The 15,681-nt window shown below is 41.6% G+C and carries 18 protein-coding genes; 16 read left to right on the top strand and 2 right to left on the bottom strand.

From position 1 onward, the window contains the following. Window positions 1-26: 26 nt before the first annotated feature. On the bottom strand, window positions 27-596 hold the full coding sequence (locus BM398_RS00725) for a tyrosine-type recombinase/integrase (RefSeq protein ID WP_092336009.1): 570 nt from the start codon (window positions 594-596) through the stop codon (window positions 27-29). Window positions 597-904: 308 nt separating this feature from the next. Here BM398_RS00725 and BM398_RS00730 point away from each other — a divergent pair, with 308 nt between their 5' ends. Continuing rightward, window positions 905-1,837: a hypothetical protein gene (locus BM398_RS00730; RefSeq protein ID WP_092336010.1), complete on the top strand. Its 933-nt coding sequence runs from the start codon at window positions 905-907 to the stop codon at window positions 1,835-1,837. Window positions 1,838-1,900: 63 nt separating this feature from the next. On the opposite strand, the gene BM398_RS17485 is transcribed toward BM398_RS00730, so the two are convergent. Further along, window positions 1,901-2,023 carry a hypothetical protein gene (locus BM398_RS17485; RefSeq protein ID WP_255367598.1) on the bottom strand — a complete coding sequence of 41 codons (123 nt, stop codon included), beginning with the start codon at window positions 2,021-2,023 and terminating at the stop codon, window positions 1,901-1,903. Between the two features lie 187 nt (window positions 2,024-2,210). Here BM398_RS17485 and BM398_RS17050 point away from each other — a divergent pair, with 187 nt between their 5' ends. The 15 genes from BM398_RS17050 (at window position 2,211) to BM398_RS00805 (ending at window position 15,649) form a co-directional block, all read left to right on the top strand. Beyond that, window positions 2,211-2,375 (top strand): hypothetical protein, encoded by a 165-nt coding sequence (locus tag BM398_RS17050; protein WP_175531786.1) that lies wholly within the window; start codon window positions 2,211-2,213, stop codon window positions 2,373-2,375. Between the two features lie 623 nt (window positions 2,376-2,998). After that, window positions 2,999-3,172 carry a flagellar FlbD family protein gene (locus BM398_RS00740; RefSeq protein WP_081670600.1) on the top strand — a complete coding sequence of 58 codons (174 nt, stop codon included), beginning with the start codon at window positions 2,999-3,001 and terminating at the stop codon, window positions 3,170-3,172. 50 nt (window positions 3,173-3,222) lie between these two features. After that, on the top strand, window positions 3,223-4,032 hold the full coding sequence (locus tag BM398_RS00745; RefSeq protein ID WP_092336012.1) for a motility protein A: 810 nt from the start codon (window positions 3,223-3,225) through the stop codon (window positions 4,030-4,032). Continuing rightward, window positions 4,032-4,865 (top strand): OmpA/MotB family protein, encoded by an 834-nt coding sequence (locus BM398_RS00750; protein WP_092336013.1) that lies wholly within the window; start codon window positions 4,032-4,034, stop codon window positions 4,863-4,865. Before BM398_RS00745 ends, BM398_RS00750 begins: the two co-directional genes overlap by 1 nt. Before the next feature lie 18 nt (window positions 4,866-4,883). Next, window positions 4,884-5,426 (top strand): flagellar basal body-associated FliL family protein, encoded by a 543-nt coding sequence (locus tag BM398_RS00755; protein ID WP_026654749.1) that lies wholly within the window; start codon window positions 4,884-4,886, stop codon window positions 5,424-5,426. A 60-nt stretch (window positions 5,427-5,486) separates the two neighbouring features. Beyond that, window positions 5,487-6,470: a flagellar motor switch protein FliM gene (fliM, locus tag BM398_RS00760; protein WP_026654751.1), complete on the top strand. Its 984-nt coding sequence runs from the start codon at window positions 5,487-5,489 to the stop codon at window positions 6,468-6,470. Between the two features lie 4 nt (window positions 6,471-6,474). Further along, the gene (fliY, locus tag BM398_RS00765; RefSeq protein ID WP_092336014.1) at window positions 6,475-7,743 is read left to right on the top strand and encodes a flagellar motor switch phosphatase FliY; all 1,269 of its coding nucleotides are present in this window, start codon (window positions 6,475-6,477) and stop codon (window positions 7,741-7,743) included. Window positions 7,744-7,801: 58 nt separating this feature from the next. Further along, window positions 7,802-8,143 (top strand): flagellar biosynthetic protein FliO, encoded by a 342-nt coding sequence (locus BM398_RS00770; protein WP_092336015.1) that lies wholly within the window; start codon window positions 7,802-7,804, stop codon window positions 8,141-8,143. Window positions 8,144-8,146: 3 nt separating this feature from the next. Next, window positions 8,147-9,091 (top strand): flagellar type III secretion system pore protein FliP, encoded by a 945-nt coding sequence (gene fliP / locus BM398_RS00775; protein WP_081670602.1) that lies wholly within the window; start codon window positions 8,147-8,149, stop codon window positions 9,089-9,091. 33 nt (window positions 9,092-9,124) lie between these two features. Further along, complete coding sequence (gene fliQ / locus BM398_RS00780; protein WP_026654755.1) at window positions 9,125-9,397, top strand: flagellar biosynthesis protein FliQ; 273 nt, start codon at window positions 9,125-9,127, stop codon at window positions 9,395-9,397. A gap of 9 nt (window positions 9,398-9,406) precedes the next feature. Further along, a complete protein-coding gene (gene fliR / locus BM398_RS00785) occupies window positions 9,407-10,192 on the top strand; it encodes a flagellar biosynthetic protein FliR (RefSeq protein ID WP_026654756.1) in 786 nt (261 codons plus the stop codon). Beyond that, complete coding sequence (gene flhB / locus BM398_RS00790; RefSeq protein ID WP_242949727.1) at window positions 10,167-11,321, top strand: flagellar biosynthesis protein FlhB; 1,155 nt, start codon at window positions 10,167-10,169, stop codon at window positions 11,319-11,321. The genes fliR and flhB overlap by 26 nt, the downstream gene beginning before the upstream one ends. A 48-nt stretch (window positions 11,322-11,369) precedes the next feature. Beyond that, window positions 11,370-13,427, top strand: coding sequence for a flagellar biosynthesis protein FlhA (gene flhA / locus BM398_RS00795; protein ID WP_026666838.1), 2,058 nt, complete (start codon window positions 11,370-11,372; stop codon window positions 13,425-13,427). Beyond that, window positions 13,428-14,705 carry a flagellar biosynthesis protein FlhF gene (gene flhF, locus BM398_RS00800; RefSeq protein WP_092336016.1) on the top strand — a complete coding sequence of 426 codons (1,278 nt, stop codon included), beginning with the start codon at window positions 13,428-13,430 and terminating at the stop codon, window positions 14,703-14,705. A 17-nt stretch (window positions 14,706-14,722) separates the two neighbouring features. After that, window positions 14,723-15,649: a MinD/ParA family protein gene (locus BM398_RS00805; protein WP_026654761.1), complete on the top strand. Its 927-nt coding sequence runs from the start codon at window positions 14,723-14,725 to the stop codon at window positions 15,647-15,649. Window positions 15,650-15,681 lie beyond the last annotated feature (32 nt).

Below are 15,681 nucleotides of genomic sequence, written 5' to 3' on the forward strand. Positions count from 1 at the left end.
ATGCAATGTTGTGGGCGATTTATTCATTATACTAGTTCAACATGGTTCTGGAGTGCTTCTTCCATTTCACGGGCGTCTACACCGAGATATCTCTTTGTAATGTCAGGAGAAGAGTGCTGGAAAAATTCCATAACGAGAACGATGTTATAGCCGTTGGATTCATATAAACACATTCCACAGTATTTCCTGAAACTGTGGGTGGATACATTTTCGTAGCCAAGGTATTCGCAGACTTTGCGTAGATATTTCTGGACGGCTCTTTCGCTAATATTAAATATTAGATCTTCGTTTTTAATGTTATTTTCGGTAATATATTTTTTCAGATGTATATAATATTCTTCAGAAACGGTCTTATACCGCTTTTTCTTAGTTTTCATTTCAACAATATTTATCTTGTGGACATTTCCTGCAGCAATAAAGCTTGAAGGCTTCAGAGCTAGAATGTCTTCGATACGGATTCCGAGATTGGCCTCCGCTATAAGAATCTCGGCGATTCTGGGATTGGCCCTGAATTGCTTGGAAGCTCCGGTTCTCATTGTTTCAATTATTTCAGTGTATTGTTCTCTCGTAATCGGTACGGTAGCGTATTGTCCCATTATTTTAGTCCTTGATCAAATCTGATCTAAATCTGATGTCTCTCCATGTAATTTTGAGCCGATTTTTTTGCGAAATTCATGAATTGAATTTTGGCGTTAAAATTGGGCATAACGATAGTATATACGTATTTATCGCGTTTTTCAATGATTTTAGGTTCACATAATATGCATTTTGCGAACTTTATATACGTGTACAATGTATACATTGTAATGTGTACATTTTGTATTGAGATTAAGAGACTGAGATGATACAATAAAGTCAGTAAAAATGCATATTTCATTAAGATTACTATTATTAAGGAGGCATAATGAGCAACAAGGAAGTAACTAAGGAAGAAAGAACAGTAGATGATACAACAAAGCCTCGTACAATGAGACTTACGGATGAAACGTTTGAATATATAAAGAAACTGGCGGCACAACTCGGCGGGAATCAGCAACATGCCGTATCAGAGCTTCTTAGAGTGTATGAAGGACAGATAGAGAAAGATGCTTTACCTGCAGGTGCGGAACAGCTCGAAGAATTCGAGAAGTACCAGGCTAGGATGCATGATATTTTCATGGATCTTATAAGATCCAGAAATGATGCTGCAGATCTTGCACGCGTAGATTATGCGAAACAACTTGATACTAAAGATGAGATAATTTGCGAACTTCAGAAAAATCTTAAGGATATAAAAGCCGGAGAAGATGGCGCCACGGAAAAAGCGGAGTCGCTTCGCAAAGAAAATGATGAATTAAAGCAAAAGATGCAGGATGAGATTGAACATCTGAAAGGAGAGCTTAAGAAAAGTAAAGAAGAGTGCGGCGAATTAAAAGAACAAGTTTCTTCTATAAAAGAAGAGCTTGCTGAAGCAAAGAAGAATGAATCCGATATAAGGAAGCTTTATGACGAAAGAGTTGCTTCTTCCGTGAAGCTCATGGATGAAGTGGAAGAACTTAAGAATAAAGAAAATCCTCTCAGAGAGAATATATCAAAAGTTGCTTCGGAAAACAGAGTTTTACTTGCGGAAAACGCAAGACTTACGCAGGAGAATAAATCTTTGCGTGATGATATCGAATCTTTAAAAACAACACACACAGCTGAAATTAAGCTTATTACTGCCAATACGGAACTTAAGGCTAAGAATGACGCTTATAAAGAATTGCTTGCTGAAAAAGACAGGTATTCTCAGCTTATTGAAAAAATAAAATATGATAGAACGGAAAAAATCCTTGATAATCTTAAATCGGATAAATAAGAAGATGCCACTCGCGTGATGTAATTAATCGAGTGGCACTTTCTTTATTTGAAAATTATAAAATTATTTGTTTCCTTCGTCTGTCTTTTCGCTGTCGCTTGAATTTTTATGGTCAAAAAGCGTAATCCAAATAACAGCACCGATCATAAGAACTGTGCATAGTATAGCTATAATATTAGGAATCATTTTTATCTCCGTTTCTTGCTGGTTTTCAGCATATATTGTTTCTTTGGTATTTATGCGAGGATAAAATGATTATTTTTTGCCATCCTTTCTCTGGATGTAACGGAGCATTCTGCGTCTTGAAAGGATGATATCTGAAAATGGGAATATAGAGGGGATTGTTGAAAAGATTAGAGAACCCCTGGATATAATGACAGAAACTATAAGCGTCAGAATGATGATACGTTTTGTAATTGAGTTCTTTTCGAGCTTTTTGATTAAATCGGTTACGGTCTGCGCATTTTTGATTTCTGTATCGAAAGAAAAAATTGAAATGTTTTTCCGAATCGATATGGTTCCTGAGGAAGAAGAATGACTGTCGGACGAAAATGTTATAACTGATGTATTTTGTGCGTTTAAAAGTTTTTCGGAATTATCTATACCAAAAAGAAGACCGTCAATAGCGATGGCCAGTATAAATAACAACAATATCAGTTTTCGTGTAGGGCTATATTGTTTCAAATTCCGTTCCTCGTGGAAATATAATAATCCATTAAAAATGCAGATGTAAATATAAAACAAATAATTATGTTTGAATGGGCTTGTAAAATGAAAAATTAGCACTGAAGCGTTAAAATTAATCACACGTTTGGAACGCAATATTTTTCTTACATGCGGCAGGTTTTATTTTTGTCAAGAAAAATCGCGGAAACTTCCATTTGTTTTTGATATTTAGTACTGTACAGTAAATGAAAATGTGTTAAAATAAATTGAATACCACTATATGTAGTATATTGCATGCACTATGAAACATAATTACTAACTTTATTTCATTCATTTTGCTCTAAAATGAAATTACGATTCAAATTGGACTAAAAAAGTTGCATTTAAGCAAGAATTAAGCATTTTAGTATGGTAAAATTAATATGCTAAGAAATTAAGTTTCGTTTCTAGTCTGTTTTTTCACTAAAAAATGTAATTTTATATCAGAAGGTGTTTATGAACAAGGGAGTAATTGAGCTTACCAAAATGGATACGCGTAAGATACTCATTAATCCGAGCTTGATCGAGACAGTTGAGAGCAATCCGGATACTGTCGTGGTCTTATCTACCGGAAGAAAGCTTATTGTGAAAGAGAGCATGGAAGATATTTGCAGTCTTATCAATTCCTGAAACGTGCGGAATAAGATGTTGACTAATTTTTAATGTGAGAGGTAAATGCTGTGGATATTGCGTCGATTATCGGTGTAGTAATGGGAATTGTATTTATGCTTCTTGGAATCATCACGTCCGGAGGCATCGGTTCTGTTGGAAATTTCTTGGATGCGCCGTCGGCTCTTGTTACATTCGGTGGAGCTTTGATGGCCGTTTTGGCATCCAGACCGCTTGCGGAATTTACAGGCGGACTTAAGTGTTATACGAAAATATTTAAACTTACTACCGATGATACCAAGGCCGTAATCAAGCAGATCATCGATCTGTCCAATACAGCCAGAAAAGAAGGTCTTCTTGCTCTGGAAGAAGCTGCCGGCAATCTTGACGATGCTTTTATGAAAAAAGGCGTCATGCTTATTGTTGACGGTACCGAGCCTGAACTTGTAAAGAGCATTCTTGAGGCCGAGATAGATGCTATGGCTGAGAGACATAAGACTAACTATTCTTTATTTGAAGACATTGCGTCACAGGGTCCTGCCTGGGGTATGATCGGTACACTTTTGGGACTTGTTAACATGCTTAATGATATGAGTGATGCATCGAAGATCGGACCTTCCATGGCGACTGCTCTTATCACGACATTGTACGGTTCAGTTATGGCGAACTGGTTCTGTTTCCCTGCTTCAGCTAAGTTAAAGGCAAGAAGTAATGCGGAGTACATGTCAAAGAGTATTGTCATTGAAGGACTTTTGTCTATACAGGCGGGTGAAAATCCCCGTGTAACAGAAGAGAAGCTTAAGTCATTCCTGTCACCCGTTGACAGAACGGCTTACGAAGCTGAGACCGGAACAGGTTCAGCAGGTGGAGGCGAAGAATAATGGCAAAAAAAGCAGAAGAAGTAAAACCGGGCGCGCCCGCGTGGACCGCGACATTTGGAGATCTGATGAATCTGCTCCTTTGTTTCTTCGTACTTCTTTTCTCCATGTCAACTATGGATGCCGCTAAGTTTGAAGAGGTTGCTGCGTCGTTTAGTTCGGCGTTTGGCTTTTTCTCGGGCGGTGAGATGGCTATCGGCCAGGGTGCACTTATCGGAGACGGTGTGTCACAGCTTACCGAGCTTTCAAGTTATGTAACGTCCATGGGTCTTGCGCAGACTGGTGAAGATTCCGACACCGAGGATGTGGAAGTCGGTGATATGAATCAGAAGGAACTTATGGAAGCGGCTGAGGAAGAACAGCTCGAAGCTTCGGCGGAGCTTGCTGAGAAGATTGAGGAAGCTCTCAATGAAGAAGAGATAGAGGATGTTGTTGCTCTTAATTATACGAGTCAGTTTGTTCAGCTTACCATACAGGGTTCGATCCTTTTTGATTCTGCCAAGACTGATATCAAGGAAGATGCAAAACCTGTAATAGATAAGGTTGGACAGATACTTGAGACTTATGCCGGAGGAACCGTTGCGGTTGAAGGTCATACTGATAACGTTCCAATGACTTCTGGCGGAAAGTATGCGAACAACGATGAACTCAGTTCCGGAAGAGCTCTTTCGGTTTTCTATTATCTTTGTGAGAACACTAATCTTGATCCTGCGAACATAGTTCATACGGGCAGAGGGGAATATAACCCGATCGCTGATAATTCAACCGATGAGGGAAGAGCCCGTAACAGACGAGTTGAGATTAAAATATATAATCCACTTAGTTCTTCATACTAAAAGAGGGGGATTTTTCAAATGAAAAAGAATTTACTATCAATCATCATTCTGGCTTTACTTGTTGTAAATATCGCCATGACGGGCTTTATGCTCTTGAGTGTTATGACAACAAATTCCCAGACGGCCAAACTTGTTTCCGACATAGCGGCTGCGCTTGAACTTGAGACAAGCGGCGGTGTCGGCGGAGGTCTTAACACTGAGCCTTCAGAGCCTTCGGGAGTTAATGAAATAGCTACATTCGGATTTGTAGGAAATCAGGACAGACTTACCATCAATCTTAAGCCCGGTAATGACGGCAAATCACATATGATGGTTGTTGAAGTTGTTTTTTCCATGAATACAGCCAATCCTGATTATGCATCATATGGCTCATCCGAGCAGCTTTCAGGAATGAGAGACCGTGTGAAGTCAATTGTTACCGATACACTTTCAAGTTATTCAATGGAAGAGCTTCAGGAAAACAGTCAGCCGGCAAAAGACGCAATTGTAGATAAGGTAAGAGAACTCTACAATTCCAACTTTATTTACAGAGTTGATTTCAGCAGTGTGCTTTATCAGTAATGCTGCATTTTATTAAAAAGGATACGCCGATAGCTACTTATCGGAGGAAGGAGATCCAACTTGAGCGAAGTACTGTCACAAAATGAAATAGATGGTCTGTTGGCAGCACTTAATAGCGGTGAACTAGATGTAGATCAGATGCAAGCCGCAGACGAGAAAAAAGTCAAAGATTATGACTTTAAGCGTCCGGCGAAGTTTTCCAAGGAACATCTCAGAACTTTGGAGATGATATACGAGCATTACGGAAGACTTTTGTCTACTACATTACCTTTATATCTTAGAAAGAATGTTACGGTGTCGGTTGCTAACTCAGAGACGGTTACATATTCGGAGTTTAGCAATGCCCTTTCAAACCCGGTTATTTTGGGGGTTATAAGCTTCCTTCCCTTACAGGGAACGATTATTTTGGAACTGCAGGCCAACATCGGATTCTCTTTTATCGACAGGATGCTTGGTGGTACCGGCATCGGACTTGATAAACCGAGACCATTCACCGATATTGAGATGCCACTTATAGAGAAGCTTGTGACTATTTGCATGCAGCTTATGGTAGAACCGTGGCAGAATGTTGTTTCTATCAATCCGGTCATGGAAAAGATAGAGACAAACCCGCAGTTTGCACAGGTTATTTCACCTACAGACATGATCGCCATTGTCACTCTTAATATTAAGATCGGTGAAACGGAAGGACTTATGAATGTATGCCTTCCTTATTTCACACTTGAGAGTGTTATGGATAAACTTAATACCAAGTTCTGGTTCTCCACGATGCAGAAGAACGTGGATGAAGACTTCGGAGAATATCTTGAGACCATGGTTAAACATGTTGATGTTCCCGTAAGAGCGGTTCTTGGTAAGTGTAATGTTTCCGTTAATGACTTTGTTCATTTGCAACCCGGCGACATTATCAGACTTGATAACAGAGTAAACACGGATATGCAGGTTTACGTTGGAAATATCTACAAATTCACCGGTTTGCCCGGTACTACGAAAGATAAATACGCCGTCAGGATTACGTCGGTAGTAAGAGAGGAGGAAGAGTAGGAGCATGGATGGAATGTTATCTCAAGATGAAATTAATGCTTTGCTATCCGGCATGGATTCAACAGCCGGTGGAGAAGGTGATGCTCCGGCTGCAGAAGCACCTTCCGATAATTCGGATATACCGGTAACTTCCGGCGCACCGGTTTCAGGAGGAAGCGAGATAGACGAATCGCTTCTTAATGACGCGGAAAAAGATGCCATCGGTGAGGTGGCTAATATAAGTATGGGATCTTCAGCTACTACGCTGTATTCCCTAGTAAATCAGAAGGTTAATATTACAACACCTCAGGTTGAACTTGCCAACTGGGAAAATGTAATTAATAACTATGAGAGACCTTGTGTCTTTATTCAGATTCAGTATACGGAAGGTCTTGACGGAACAAATATCCTTATCCTGAAAGAACGCGATGTTATGGTCATCACCGATCTTATGATGGGTGGCGACGGAACAAATATTTCCGGAGAAATAGGAGAACTTCAGCTTTCGGCTATCTCTGAAGCAATGAATCAGATGATGGGCGCGGCTGCGACATCTCTTTCTACAATGATCAATCAGAAGGTCGATATCAGCCCACCGCAGGCTACACTTCTTGATATGATCAACGACGATCCTTCGGATATCGCAGAGTTCCTTATGGGAACATTTGTAAAGATATCTTTCAAGATGCAGGTCGGAGATCTTGTGGATTCAACACTTATGCAGTTGTATCCCATTGATTTTGCCAAGGCGTTAAAAGACCTTGTTCTTACAGATGCAGGAGCAAAAGAAGGAGCAGCACCTGCGCCCGCTCCCGAACCGGCACCGGCGCCTGCAGAAGCACCGGCACCCGCAGCGCCCGATCCGAATATGATGGCGCAGCCTCAAATGGGAATGCCACAGATGGGTATGCCGCAAATGCAGATGCCTCAGATGGGAATGCCACAGATGCAGACCCCTCCGATGGGTATGCCGCAGATGCAAATGCCTCAGATGATGAATATGAACATTCAGCCCGCACAGTTCCAGACATTTGCGGGTGGTCCCGGAATGATGGCCGGTGGGGAAAATATCGGCATCATCAAGGATGTTCCTTTGGAAGTTACGGTTGAGCTTGGAAGAACGGCTAAACCGATCTCGGATATTCTGGAGTTTGCGCCCGGTACCATTATCGAGCTTGATAAGGTTGCGGGTGAGCCTGTCGACGTGCTTGTAAACGGTAAGTTCGTTGCAAAAGGCGAAGTTGTTGTAATTGAAGAAAGTTTCGGTGTACGTGTGACCGAGATTGTTCAGTGACGATTTCTTTTTACAAGATTTAACTTATATAAAAAGAAACAGATGGAGTGTTTGCATAATGTCAGCCGAATCTTACTTACAGTTTGTTGCCATCTTAATAATCTTTGTTCTTGTACTTGGGCTTACTTATTACGTGACCAAGTGGCTTGCCGGTTATCAGAAGGAGAAGGGCAGCGGAAAGAACATTGAGGTTTTGGAGACCGGAAGGATCTCAACTACCAAGTACATCCAGATAGTGCGTCTTGGTAACAAATATATGGCTATCGCAGTGGGGAAGGATGAAGTTACTGCATTATGCGAACTTGACAAGGAGTCACTTGTTTTTGACAATCCTGAAAATGCGAGCACGTTAAGCTTTAATGAAATTCTTGAAAAAATAAAAAGCGAGTTTAAGAAATAAATTATGAGTATACAGTGGGGAGAGAATAAAAAGAATATCTTTAAAAAACGTCGTTTGAAAAAAGGGGCGTTTATCGCCTTTTTGTCTGTTTTTCTGATACTCTTTTTGTCATTTGCAGTGCCCGTTAAAGTAGTGGCTACCGAAAATGTGGTTGAAGATACCAAACCTACCGATCCTACGAATTCAAGAAAATCTAATCTTACAGGTTCTGAAGCTGAACGAACAAACATCACGGATCCCGGTTCAGCAGAGTCCCCTGACGATCTGAAAAAACTTAATATAGCCAATACGGTTACGGTCACATATGACAACGGAAACGGATCACTGAGCGGATCTCTTAGAATACTTATTACTTTGACGCTCATATCCCTTGCGCCGACACTTATTGTGATGATGACTTCTTTTACGAGAATCATCGTGGCGCTTCATTTCACCAGAACCGCGATAGGAACCCAAACATCTCCGCCCAACCTGGTGATGATTGGGATTGCTTTGTTTATGACACTTTTCATCATGCAGCCGACGCTTACGACTGTTTATAATGATGCGGTCATTCCTTTTGAAAAAGGAGAGATGGACCAGAAAGAGTTCGGAAAGGTCGCAATGGCGCCGTTTAGGCAGTTTATGTACGGCCAGACCCAGACCAAGGACGTTAAGCTCTTTATGGAGATAAACAAGACCGAGTGGGATGGAGAACTTGAGAGTATTCCCAATGTTGTCCTTATTCCGAGCTTTATTGTAAGCGAACTTAGAACAGCGTTCATAATTGGATTTTTGATATATATTCCATTTATTGTTATTGATATGGTTGTGGCATCTGTACTTATGAGTATGGGTATGATGATGCTTCCGCCGACTACGATCTCGATGCCGTTTAAGATACTTCTTTTTGTCCTTGCTGACGGATGGAGCCTTATCATCGGTAATCTGGTCAAGTCGTTCTATTAGTTTTTGGTTATGAGATAGGGGAGGAATGTTTTTATGATAACAATGGCGGATATCAATACGATCGTAAATCAGGGACTTATGCTCGTTATTAAGATGTCGCTTCCGGTTCTTTTAACTTCGATGATCGTCGGACTTATTATTTCAATATTTCAGACGGTTACTTCGATTCAGGAGCAGACGCTTACCTTTGTTCCTAAGGTAATATGCGTATTTCTTATGATTATGCTCACGGGAAACTGGATGATGACTGAGCTTTCGGGCTTTATTACACTTATTTGGTCTGATTTTTCGAAGTATGTGCGCTAGAGGTGAAGTATGATCGATTACAACTTCAGATACGGCGATCTGGAAGTTTTTTTGCTAATAGTTGTAAGAGTCACAAGTTTTATCTTTGTTTGCCCTTTCTTTGGTGGAAGGCAGACGCCTAACCTTGTAAAAGTGGGATTTGGCCTGCTTTTGTCAACTCTTGTGTACGGAGCTGTTCCGTATACGGCGCCTTCATATAATACGCTTATCGGTTACACGGTGATCGTGATGAAGGAGGTTACGGTTGGATTTCTTGTGGGTTATGCGGTGCAGTTGTGCCAGCTTGTAATTAACTTTGCAGGCCAGATTGTTGATATGCAGATAGGCTTGTCGATGGTAAACCTTTTTGACCCGAATACGAACGAGCAGGTTACTATTACAGGTCAGCTCTATTCGCAGGTACTTATTGTTTCGCTTATCATTACGGGAATGTACAGATATATTCTGGATTCGCTTATTGATACATTTTCTCTGATACCGATTAACGGCGCGGTCATTCACAGTGACAGGATGCTAAACGCTGTGGTCGCCTTTTTGAGAGATTACATTGTTATCGGCTTTAGAATAAGCCTGCCGATATTTATCATTACGTTTATCACAAACGTTATCCTCGGCGTTCTTGCCAAGGTGTCGCCTCAGATGAACATGTTCTCTGTAGGTATTCAGATAAAGATTATCGTAGGGCTTATGGTAATGCTGATCACGGTATCGATGCTGGGAGATGCGTCAAACTTTATTTTTAATAATATGAAGGAGCTTATGCAGGAATTTGTATACAGCATGCAGAGAGGCTGAGTTTGAATACAGGCCGTTGTTAATTAAATACAATCTGCAGTTCTTTGCCGAGGATGCGAACGGCGCCGAAAAGTCTGAGCAGCCTACGGCTAAAAAGCTTGAAGATGCCAGAAAAGAAGGACAGGTTGCAAAGAGCCAGGAAGTTGCGACGGCGTTTAGCCTGCTTGCGCTTTTCGTGATCTTGCGATTGGTTTACGCGCTTATGGGAAGCACTTTTACCAATATTTTCCCGAGAGTGTACAATGACATTCCCAATGTTGCGAGGACTTATGACGGGCAGCTCCCTGTTGCGTATATCACAAGCATTATAAATAAGGCGATGCTGACACTTCTTTTATTGTGTGCACCGTTTTTTATAGTCGGATTTGCCGTGGCTTTTATCTGCGACTATGTTCAGGTTGGGTATAAGCCGACCTCAAAGCCGCTGCAACCGAAGCTTTCAAAGCTTAATCCCGTTTCCGGACTTAAGAAGATTTTTTCTACGAGAAAGCTTTTTGAACTTGCAAAATCAATCCTAAAGCTCATAGTTATGGGAATTGTGATATTTTCATTTTTTTCAAAAAGAAATGATTATCTGTTCCTTCTGTATGATATGCCGCTTGGTCAGGCAATCGGGCTTATGGGAAATCTCATAATTGACCTTGGATTCAGGGTTGCGATCGCGTATATGATCATAGCAATCGCGGATTTCATCTATCAGAAGCGCAAGTTTACCAAAGATATGATGATGACCAAACAGGAAGTAAAGGATGAGTTCAAGAATTCCGAGGGAAGCCCGGAGGTTAAGTCTGCGCAGAAGAGAAAGATGATGGAAGCGTCAAGACGAAGAATGATGCAGGCTGTTCCACAGGCGGACGTTGTTATCACGAACCCGACGCATTACGCTGTTGCCGTAAAGTACGACGCGGAAGAAGCGGAAGCTCCCATTGTTGTTGCGAAAGGTGCGGATTTCATGGCACAGAGGATAAAAGAGCTTGCTAAGGAAAATGACGTCGAGATTGTAGAAAACAAGCCGCTTGCGCGTATGCTATATGCGAATGTTGAAGTAGGCGAGCTTGTTCCGCCGGAGCTTTATAAGGCGGTTGCCGAAGTACTTGCTTATGTTTACCACTTAAAGGGTAAGATTTAAAAGGTTTAGTTATGGATTTAGAAATTTTTACAGAAAGGAGAGTATGGCATGGACGCGAAAAAAATCAGAGACCGCGTATATGATTACGGTCTTGCTTTATATATTGTTGCGGCTATCGTAATGCTCATTATACCGCTTCGTGACTGGGTGCTGGATATTCTCCTTGCTTTTGATATGTCACTTTCTTTTGTGATTATGTTTACCGCCATGTTTGCGGCTGATGTTCTGGATATGTCTTTTTTTCCTACGATACTTCTTTTTACGACTATCTTCAGAATTGCACTTAACGTTTCATCTACCCGTCTTATCCTGACAGAGGGCGGTGCGGGTAAAGTTATTGAAGTTTTCGGTTCCTTCGTTGGCGGAGGTGACCTTATTGTCGGAGCTATCGTCTATGTAATTCTCATAATCGTACAGCTCATGGTCATCAACAAAGGTTCTGAGAGAGTTGCGGAAGTATCGGCAAGATTTACTCTTGATGCTATGCCCGGTAAGCAGATGGCTATCGATGCCGATCTTAATACCGGCGCCATCACTGATGTAGAGGCAAAACAGAGAAGACAGAAGATTCAGGATGAAGCAAGCTTCTTCGGAGCTATGGACGGTGCTACGAAGTATGTAAAAGGAGATGCGACTGCGGGTCTTATTATTACGGCAGTTAACCTTCTTGGCGGTATTGCTATGGGTATCCTGAGAAAAGGGATGGACGTAAATACTGCCATCAATACATATTCGATTCTCACGATGGGTGACGGACTTGTAAGTTCTATTCCTTCTCTTATGATATCGATGTCAACAGGTATCCTTGTTACCAAGGGATCAAAAGAGGCGGATTTTGGGCATGTGCTTATCGGTCAGCTCTTTGGTATGCCGAAGACTCTTTACCTTGTGGGCGGAGTTTTGTCGGGACTTGGAATCTTTTCACCGCTTCCTACGCTTCTCTATGTTGCTTTCGGTGCGGGATTTATCTTTATGGGAAGAATCGCGAGCCAGACTATCGAGGAAGTTGCGGTTGAGGGAGAAGTTGCATCGCCTGAAGAACAGCAGGCTGAAGAGATTAGACAACCCGAGAATGTAACAAGTCTTTTGCAGGTTGATCCCATCGAGCTTGAGTTTGGTTACGGTATTATTCCGCTTGCGGACGTTAATCAGGGCGGAGATCTTCTCGACCGAGTTGTTATGATCAGAAGGCAGGTTGCCCTTGAACTTGGTACCGTTGTTCCGATAATTCGACTAAGAGATAATATTCAGTTGAATCCTAATCAATATATCATTAAAATTAAAGGTATACAGGTTAGTGACGGTGAGATTTTGTTCGATCATTACATGGCTATGAATCCCGGACATGTTGAAGAAGAAATTACCGGTATTCCTACATTTGAGCCGTCATTCCACCTTCCTGCGATATGGATCACGGAGGGACAGAGAGAAAGAGCGGAGAGCTTTGGCTATACTGTTGTAGATCCGCCGTCAATCATTGCTACACATTTGACGGAGATAATAAGAGAGCATATCGCGGAACTTCTTACAAGGCAGGATGTACAGAACCTTGTGGACAATCTGAAAGAGAACAATCATGCTCTTGTGGAAGAGCTTGTGCCTAAGCTCATGAGCCTTGGTGAGATTGAGAAGGTTCTTCAGAATCTCCTTCGTGAAGGCATTTCCATAAGAGACCTTGTGACAATATTCGAGACGCTTGCAGATTTTGCTCCGTCTACACACGATCCGGATATCCTTACGGAGTATGTAAGGCAGAGCTTAAAGAGAGCTATCTCCAACAAGTATTTTGTGCCGGGAGAGACTACGAGCGTTGTTACTCTTGATCCCAAGATCGAACAGGAGATCATGAGCAGCGTTAAGCAGACAGAAACAGGTGCTTATCTTACACTTGATCCCGCCAGAACCAAGTCTATACTTGCTGCTGTGGGAGAGCAGGTCAAGAAGCTTGAAGATGCGGGTAAACAGGCAATCATCATGGCGTCACCTATAGTGCGTATGTACTTTAAGAAGATGACGGAAGACTACTATAAAGATCTGGTTGTTATTTCATATAACGAAGTCGAAGCCAGTATCGAACTACAATCGGTGGGGATGGTAACTGCGTAAATGATTATTAAAAAGTATGTTGGAAAAAATGAAAGCGAAGCCACGGATGAGGCAAAAAAGGAGCTCGGGGGAAACATCGTCGTAATGAATGTGCGACCTGTTAAGAAGTCCGGTTTTTTGGCTCTGTTCCAGTCTCAGAAGATTGAAGTTACTGTGGCACTCGAGGAGGAACCTGAAAGGCCGGTAAGAACGACCTATACTCCGCAAAAGCCCAAAGTACAGGAAAGCAGGGGCTCTTTTGACAATGCTCAAAGAGATACCGTGGTTTCGGCTGCGGCGACTGCGACTAAGGTTTCCACTCCGAAGGAAGATAACAGTGCTATCGAAGAAAAACTTGATAATCTCAGTTCTCTTTTGGAGAAAAATATTCTCAAGAATGAGAAGGAGGTTGTTACTCCCAAAGCTGAAAAGGAAACTGGAGTTGTTCCCGAGAAATCTAATGATGGCGTAAAAACTTCTAAAAATGATATATCAGAAGAAACACTTTCTTTCATAAAATTGTTATATAATACTCTTATAGAGAATGAAGTTGACGAGATATACGTAAACCAGCTTACCGATGAGGTTGAAAAGATAAGTAAACCCGGACTTCCTTTTGATTACGCGCTTGCAAACGTTTATCAGAAGATGGTTCTTAAGTTCGGTAAGTCTGAGCCTATAAAAGAAGTCGGTGAAGAAAAGCCGATAGCTGAGATTTTTATAGGTCCCACAGGTGTCGGCAAGACAACTACGATTGCCAAACTTGCGTCGGAGCTTACTGTTTCTAAAAAGAAGAAAGTAGCTCTTTTGACCATGGATACATACAGAATCGCGGCAGCCGAGCAGCTTCGCACATATGCATCGATACTTGAGATTCCTTTCAGGGTTATTTATTCTGTCGATGAGATGAAGCAGGCGGCTGAAGATTTCAGGGAATATGACTACATCATGGTCGATACGGCGGGACATTCACTTAAGAATGAAGAGCTTATAAGAGATGTTGAGAACTACATAAGGGCTTTGGAGGAGCTTATGGAGTGCGAAAACTATCTTGTTTTGTCAGCGACCACAAAGTACCGCGACCTCATTGAGATTTCGGATGCGTATTCGGAGATGGTTGCATATAAGCTTATTTTTACAAAAATGGATGAGACAGGCGCAAAAGGTAACCTTTACAATATCAGAATGCATACGGGTTCGCCCATCGCGTATATCACAAACGGCCAGAACGTGCCGGATGACATCGCGGTATTTGATGCACAGAAAATAGTAAAGAACCTTCTTGGCGGAAAAAGTTGATTTGGGGATAGTTATATATGGATCAGGCGCAACAGCTTAGAAATATTATTAAAAATTCAAATAAGCCGCAGCGTCCGCTTGCTAGAATTATCACCGTTACAAGCGGAAAAGGCGGTGTTGGTAAGTCAAATGTTTCCATAAATCTGGCGGTTCAGTTCAGAAAGATGGGCAAAAGAGTCATCATTCTGGACGCCGATTTCGGACTTGCAAATATAGAGATAATGTTTGGAACTGTGCCAAAGCACAATTTATGCGATCTTATCTATCAGGGTAAGAATATTAAGGACATCATTACCTGGGGACCTGAGGGTGTCGGATTTATCTCCGGCGGATCGGGAATTTCGGGTATGTACAACTTAAGCAGAGATTATCTTGTATATATTATTGTTAATCTTGCCGAACTTGATGCAATTGCTGATATAATAATAATAGATACGGGAGCGGGAATATCGAGCGCGGTAATGGAGTTTCTTGTTGCAAGCGGTGAGATCATACTTGTTACAACACCGGAACCTACATCGATAACCGATTCGTATTCACTTCTTAAGGCACTGAATCAGTCTCCGCGTTTTTCGAGGGAGAACACCAAGGTAAAAGTTGTTTCGAACAGAGTTTCATCAAGTGATGAAGGTCAGCAGCTGTTTAATAAGTTAAACGCGGTTGTGGCCAGATATCTGAAACTTCCTTTATCTTACATGGGTGCAATCCCGCAGGATCAGTATCTTGCCAGAAGTGTAATGCAACAATCACCGGTTTCATTGCAGTATCCGAATGCCAAGTCAGTTAAGGCGTTTGAGAGTATTGCGAATCAGCTTATGAATCCGGGAAGTCAGGAAGAAGTAAAACAGAGAGGAATGGCGGCTTTCTTTTCACATATTATTACGGGAAGAAAGCTTAGCAGCAGGGAGACAGCACAGGGACAAAGCATAACTTCAGAAAACTAAGTCGTTAATTTTTGGCGGATTGGAGACAAGGT

It is taken from the genome of Butyrivibrio sp. M55, assembly GCF_900116865.1.
In the GTDB taxonomy this organism is placed as follows: domain Bacteria; phylum Bacillota; class Clostridia; order Lachnospirales; family Lachnospiraceae; genus Butyrivibrio.

Bases quoted from the DNA above. Each gene is read 5' to 3' on its own strand.
- BM398_RS00750 (WP_092336013.1), top strand. From the start codon at position 4,032: ATGGCAAAAAAAGCAGAAGAAGTAAAACCGGGCGCGCCCGCGTGGACC.
- BM398_RS00770 (WP_092336015.1), top strand. From the start codon at position 7,802: ATGTCAGCCGAATCTTACTTACAGTTTGTTGCCATCTTAATAATCTTT.
- fliQ (WP_026654755.1), top strand. From the start codon at position 9,125: ATGATAACAATGGCGGATATCAATACGATCGTAAATCAGGGACTTATG.
- fliP (WP_081670602.1), top strand. From the start codon at position 8,147: ATGAGTATACAGTGGGGAGAGAATAAAAAGAATATCTTTAAAAAACGT.
- BM398_RS00730 (WP_092336010.1), top strand. From the start codon at position 905: ATGAGCAACAAGGAAGTAACTAAGGAAGAAAGAACAGTAGATGATACA.
- BM398_RS17485 (WP_255367598.1), bottom strand. From the start codon at position 2,023: ATGATTCCTAATATTATAGCTATACTATGCACAGTTCTTATGATCGGT.
- BM398_RS00805 (WP_026654761.1), top strand. From the start codon at position 14,723: ATGGATCAGGCGCAACAGCTTAGAAATATTATTAAAAATTCAAATAAG.
- BM398_RS00740 (WP_081670600.1), top strand. From the start codon at position 2,999: ATGAACAAGGGAGTAATTGAGCTTACCAAAATGGATACGCGTAAGATA.
- fliR (WP_026654756.1), top strand. From the start codon at position 9,407: ATGATCGATTACAACTTCAGATACGGCGATCTGGAAGTTTTTTTGCTA.
- BM398_RS00725 (WP_092336009.1), bottom strand. From the start codon at position 596: ATGGGACAATACGCTACCGTACCGATTACGAGAGAACAATACACTGAA.
- fliY (WP_092336014.1), top strand. From the start codon at position 6,475: ATGGATGGAATGTTATCTCAAGATGAAATTAATGCTTTGCTATCCGGC.
- flhF (WP_092336016.1), top strand. From the start codon at position 13,428: ATGATTATTAAAAAGTATGTTGGAAAAAATGAAAGCGAAGCCACGGAT.
- BM398_RS00755 (WP_026654749.1), top strand. From the start codon at position 4,884: ATGAAAAAGAATTTACTATCAATCATCATTCTGGCTTTACTTGTTGTA.
- flhA (WP_026666838.1), top strand. From the start codon at position 11,370: ATGGACGCGAAAAAAATCAGAGACCGCGTATATGATTACGGTCTTGCT.
- BM398_RS17050 (WP_175531786.1), top strand. From the start codon at position 2,211: ATGACAGAAACTATAAGCGTCAGAATGATGATACGTTTTGTAATTGAG.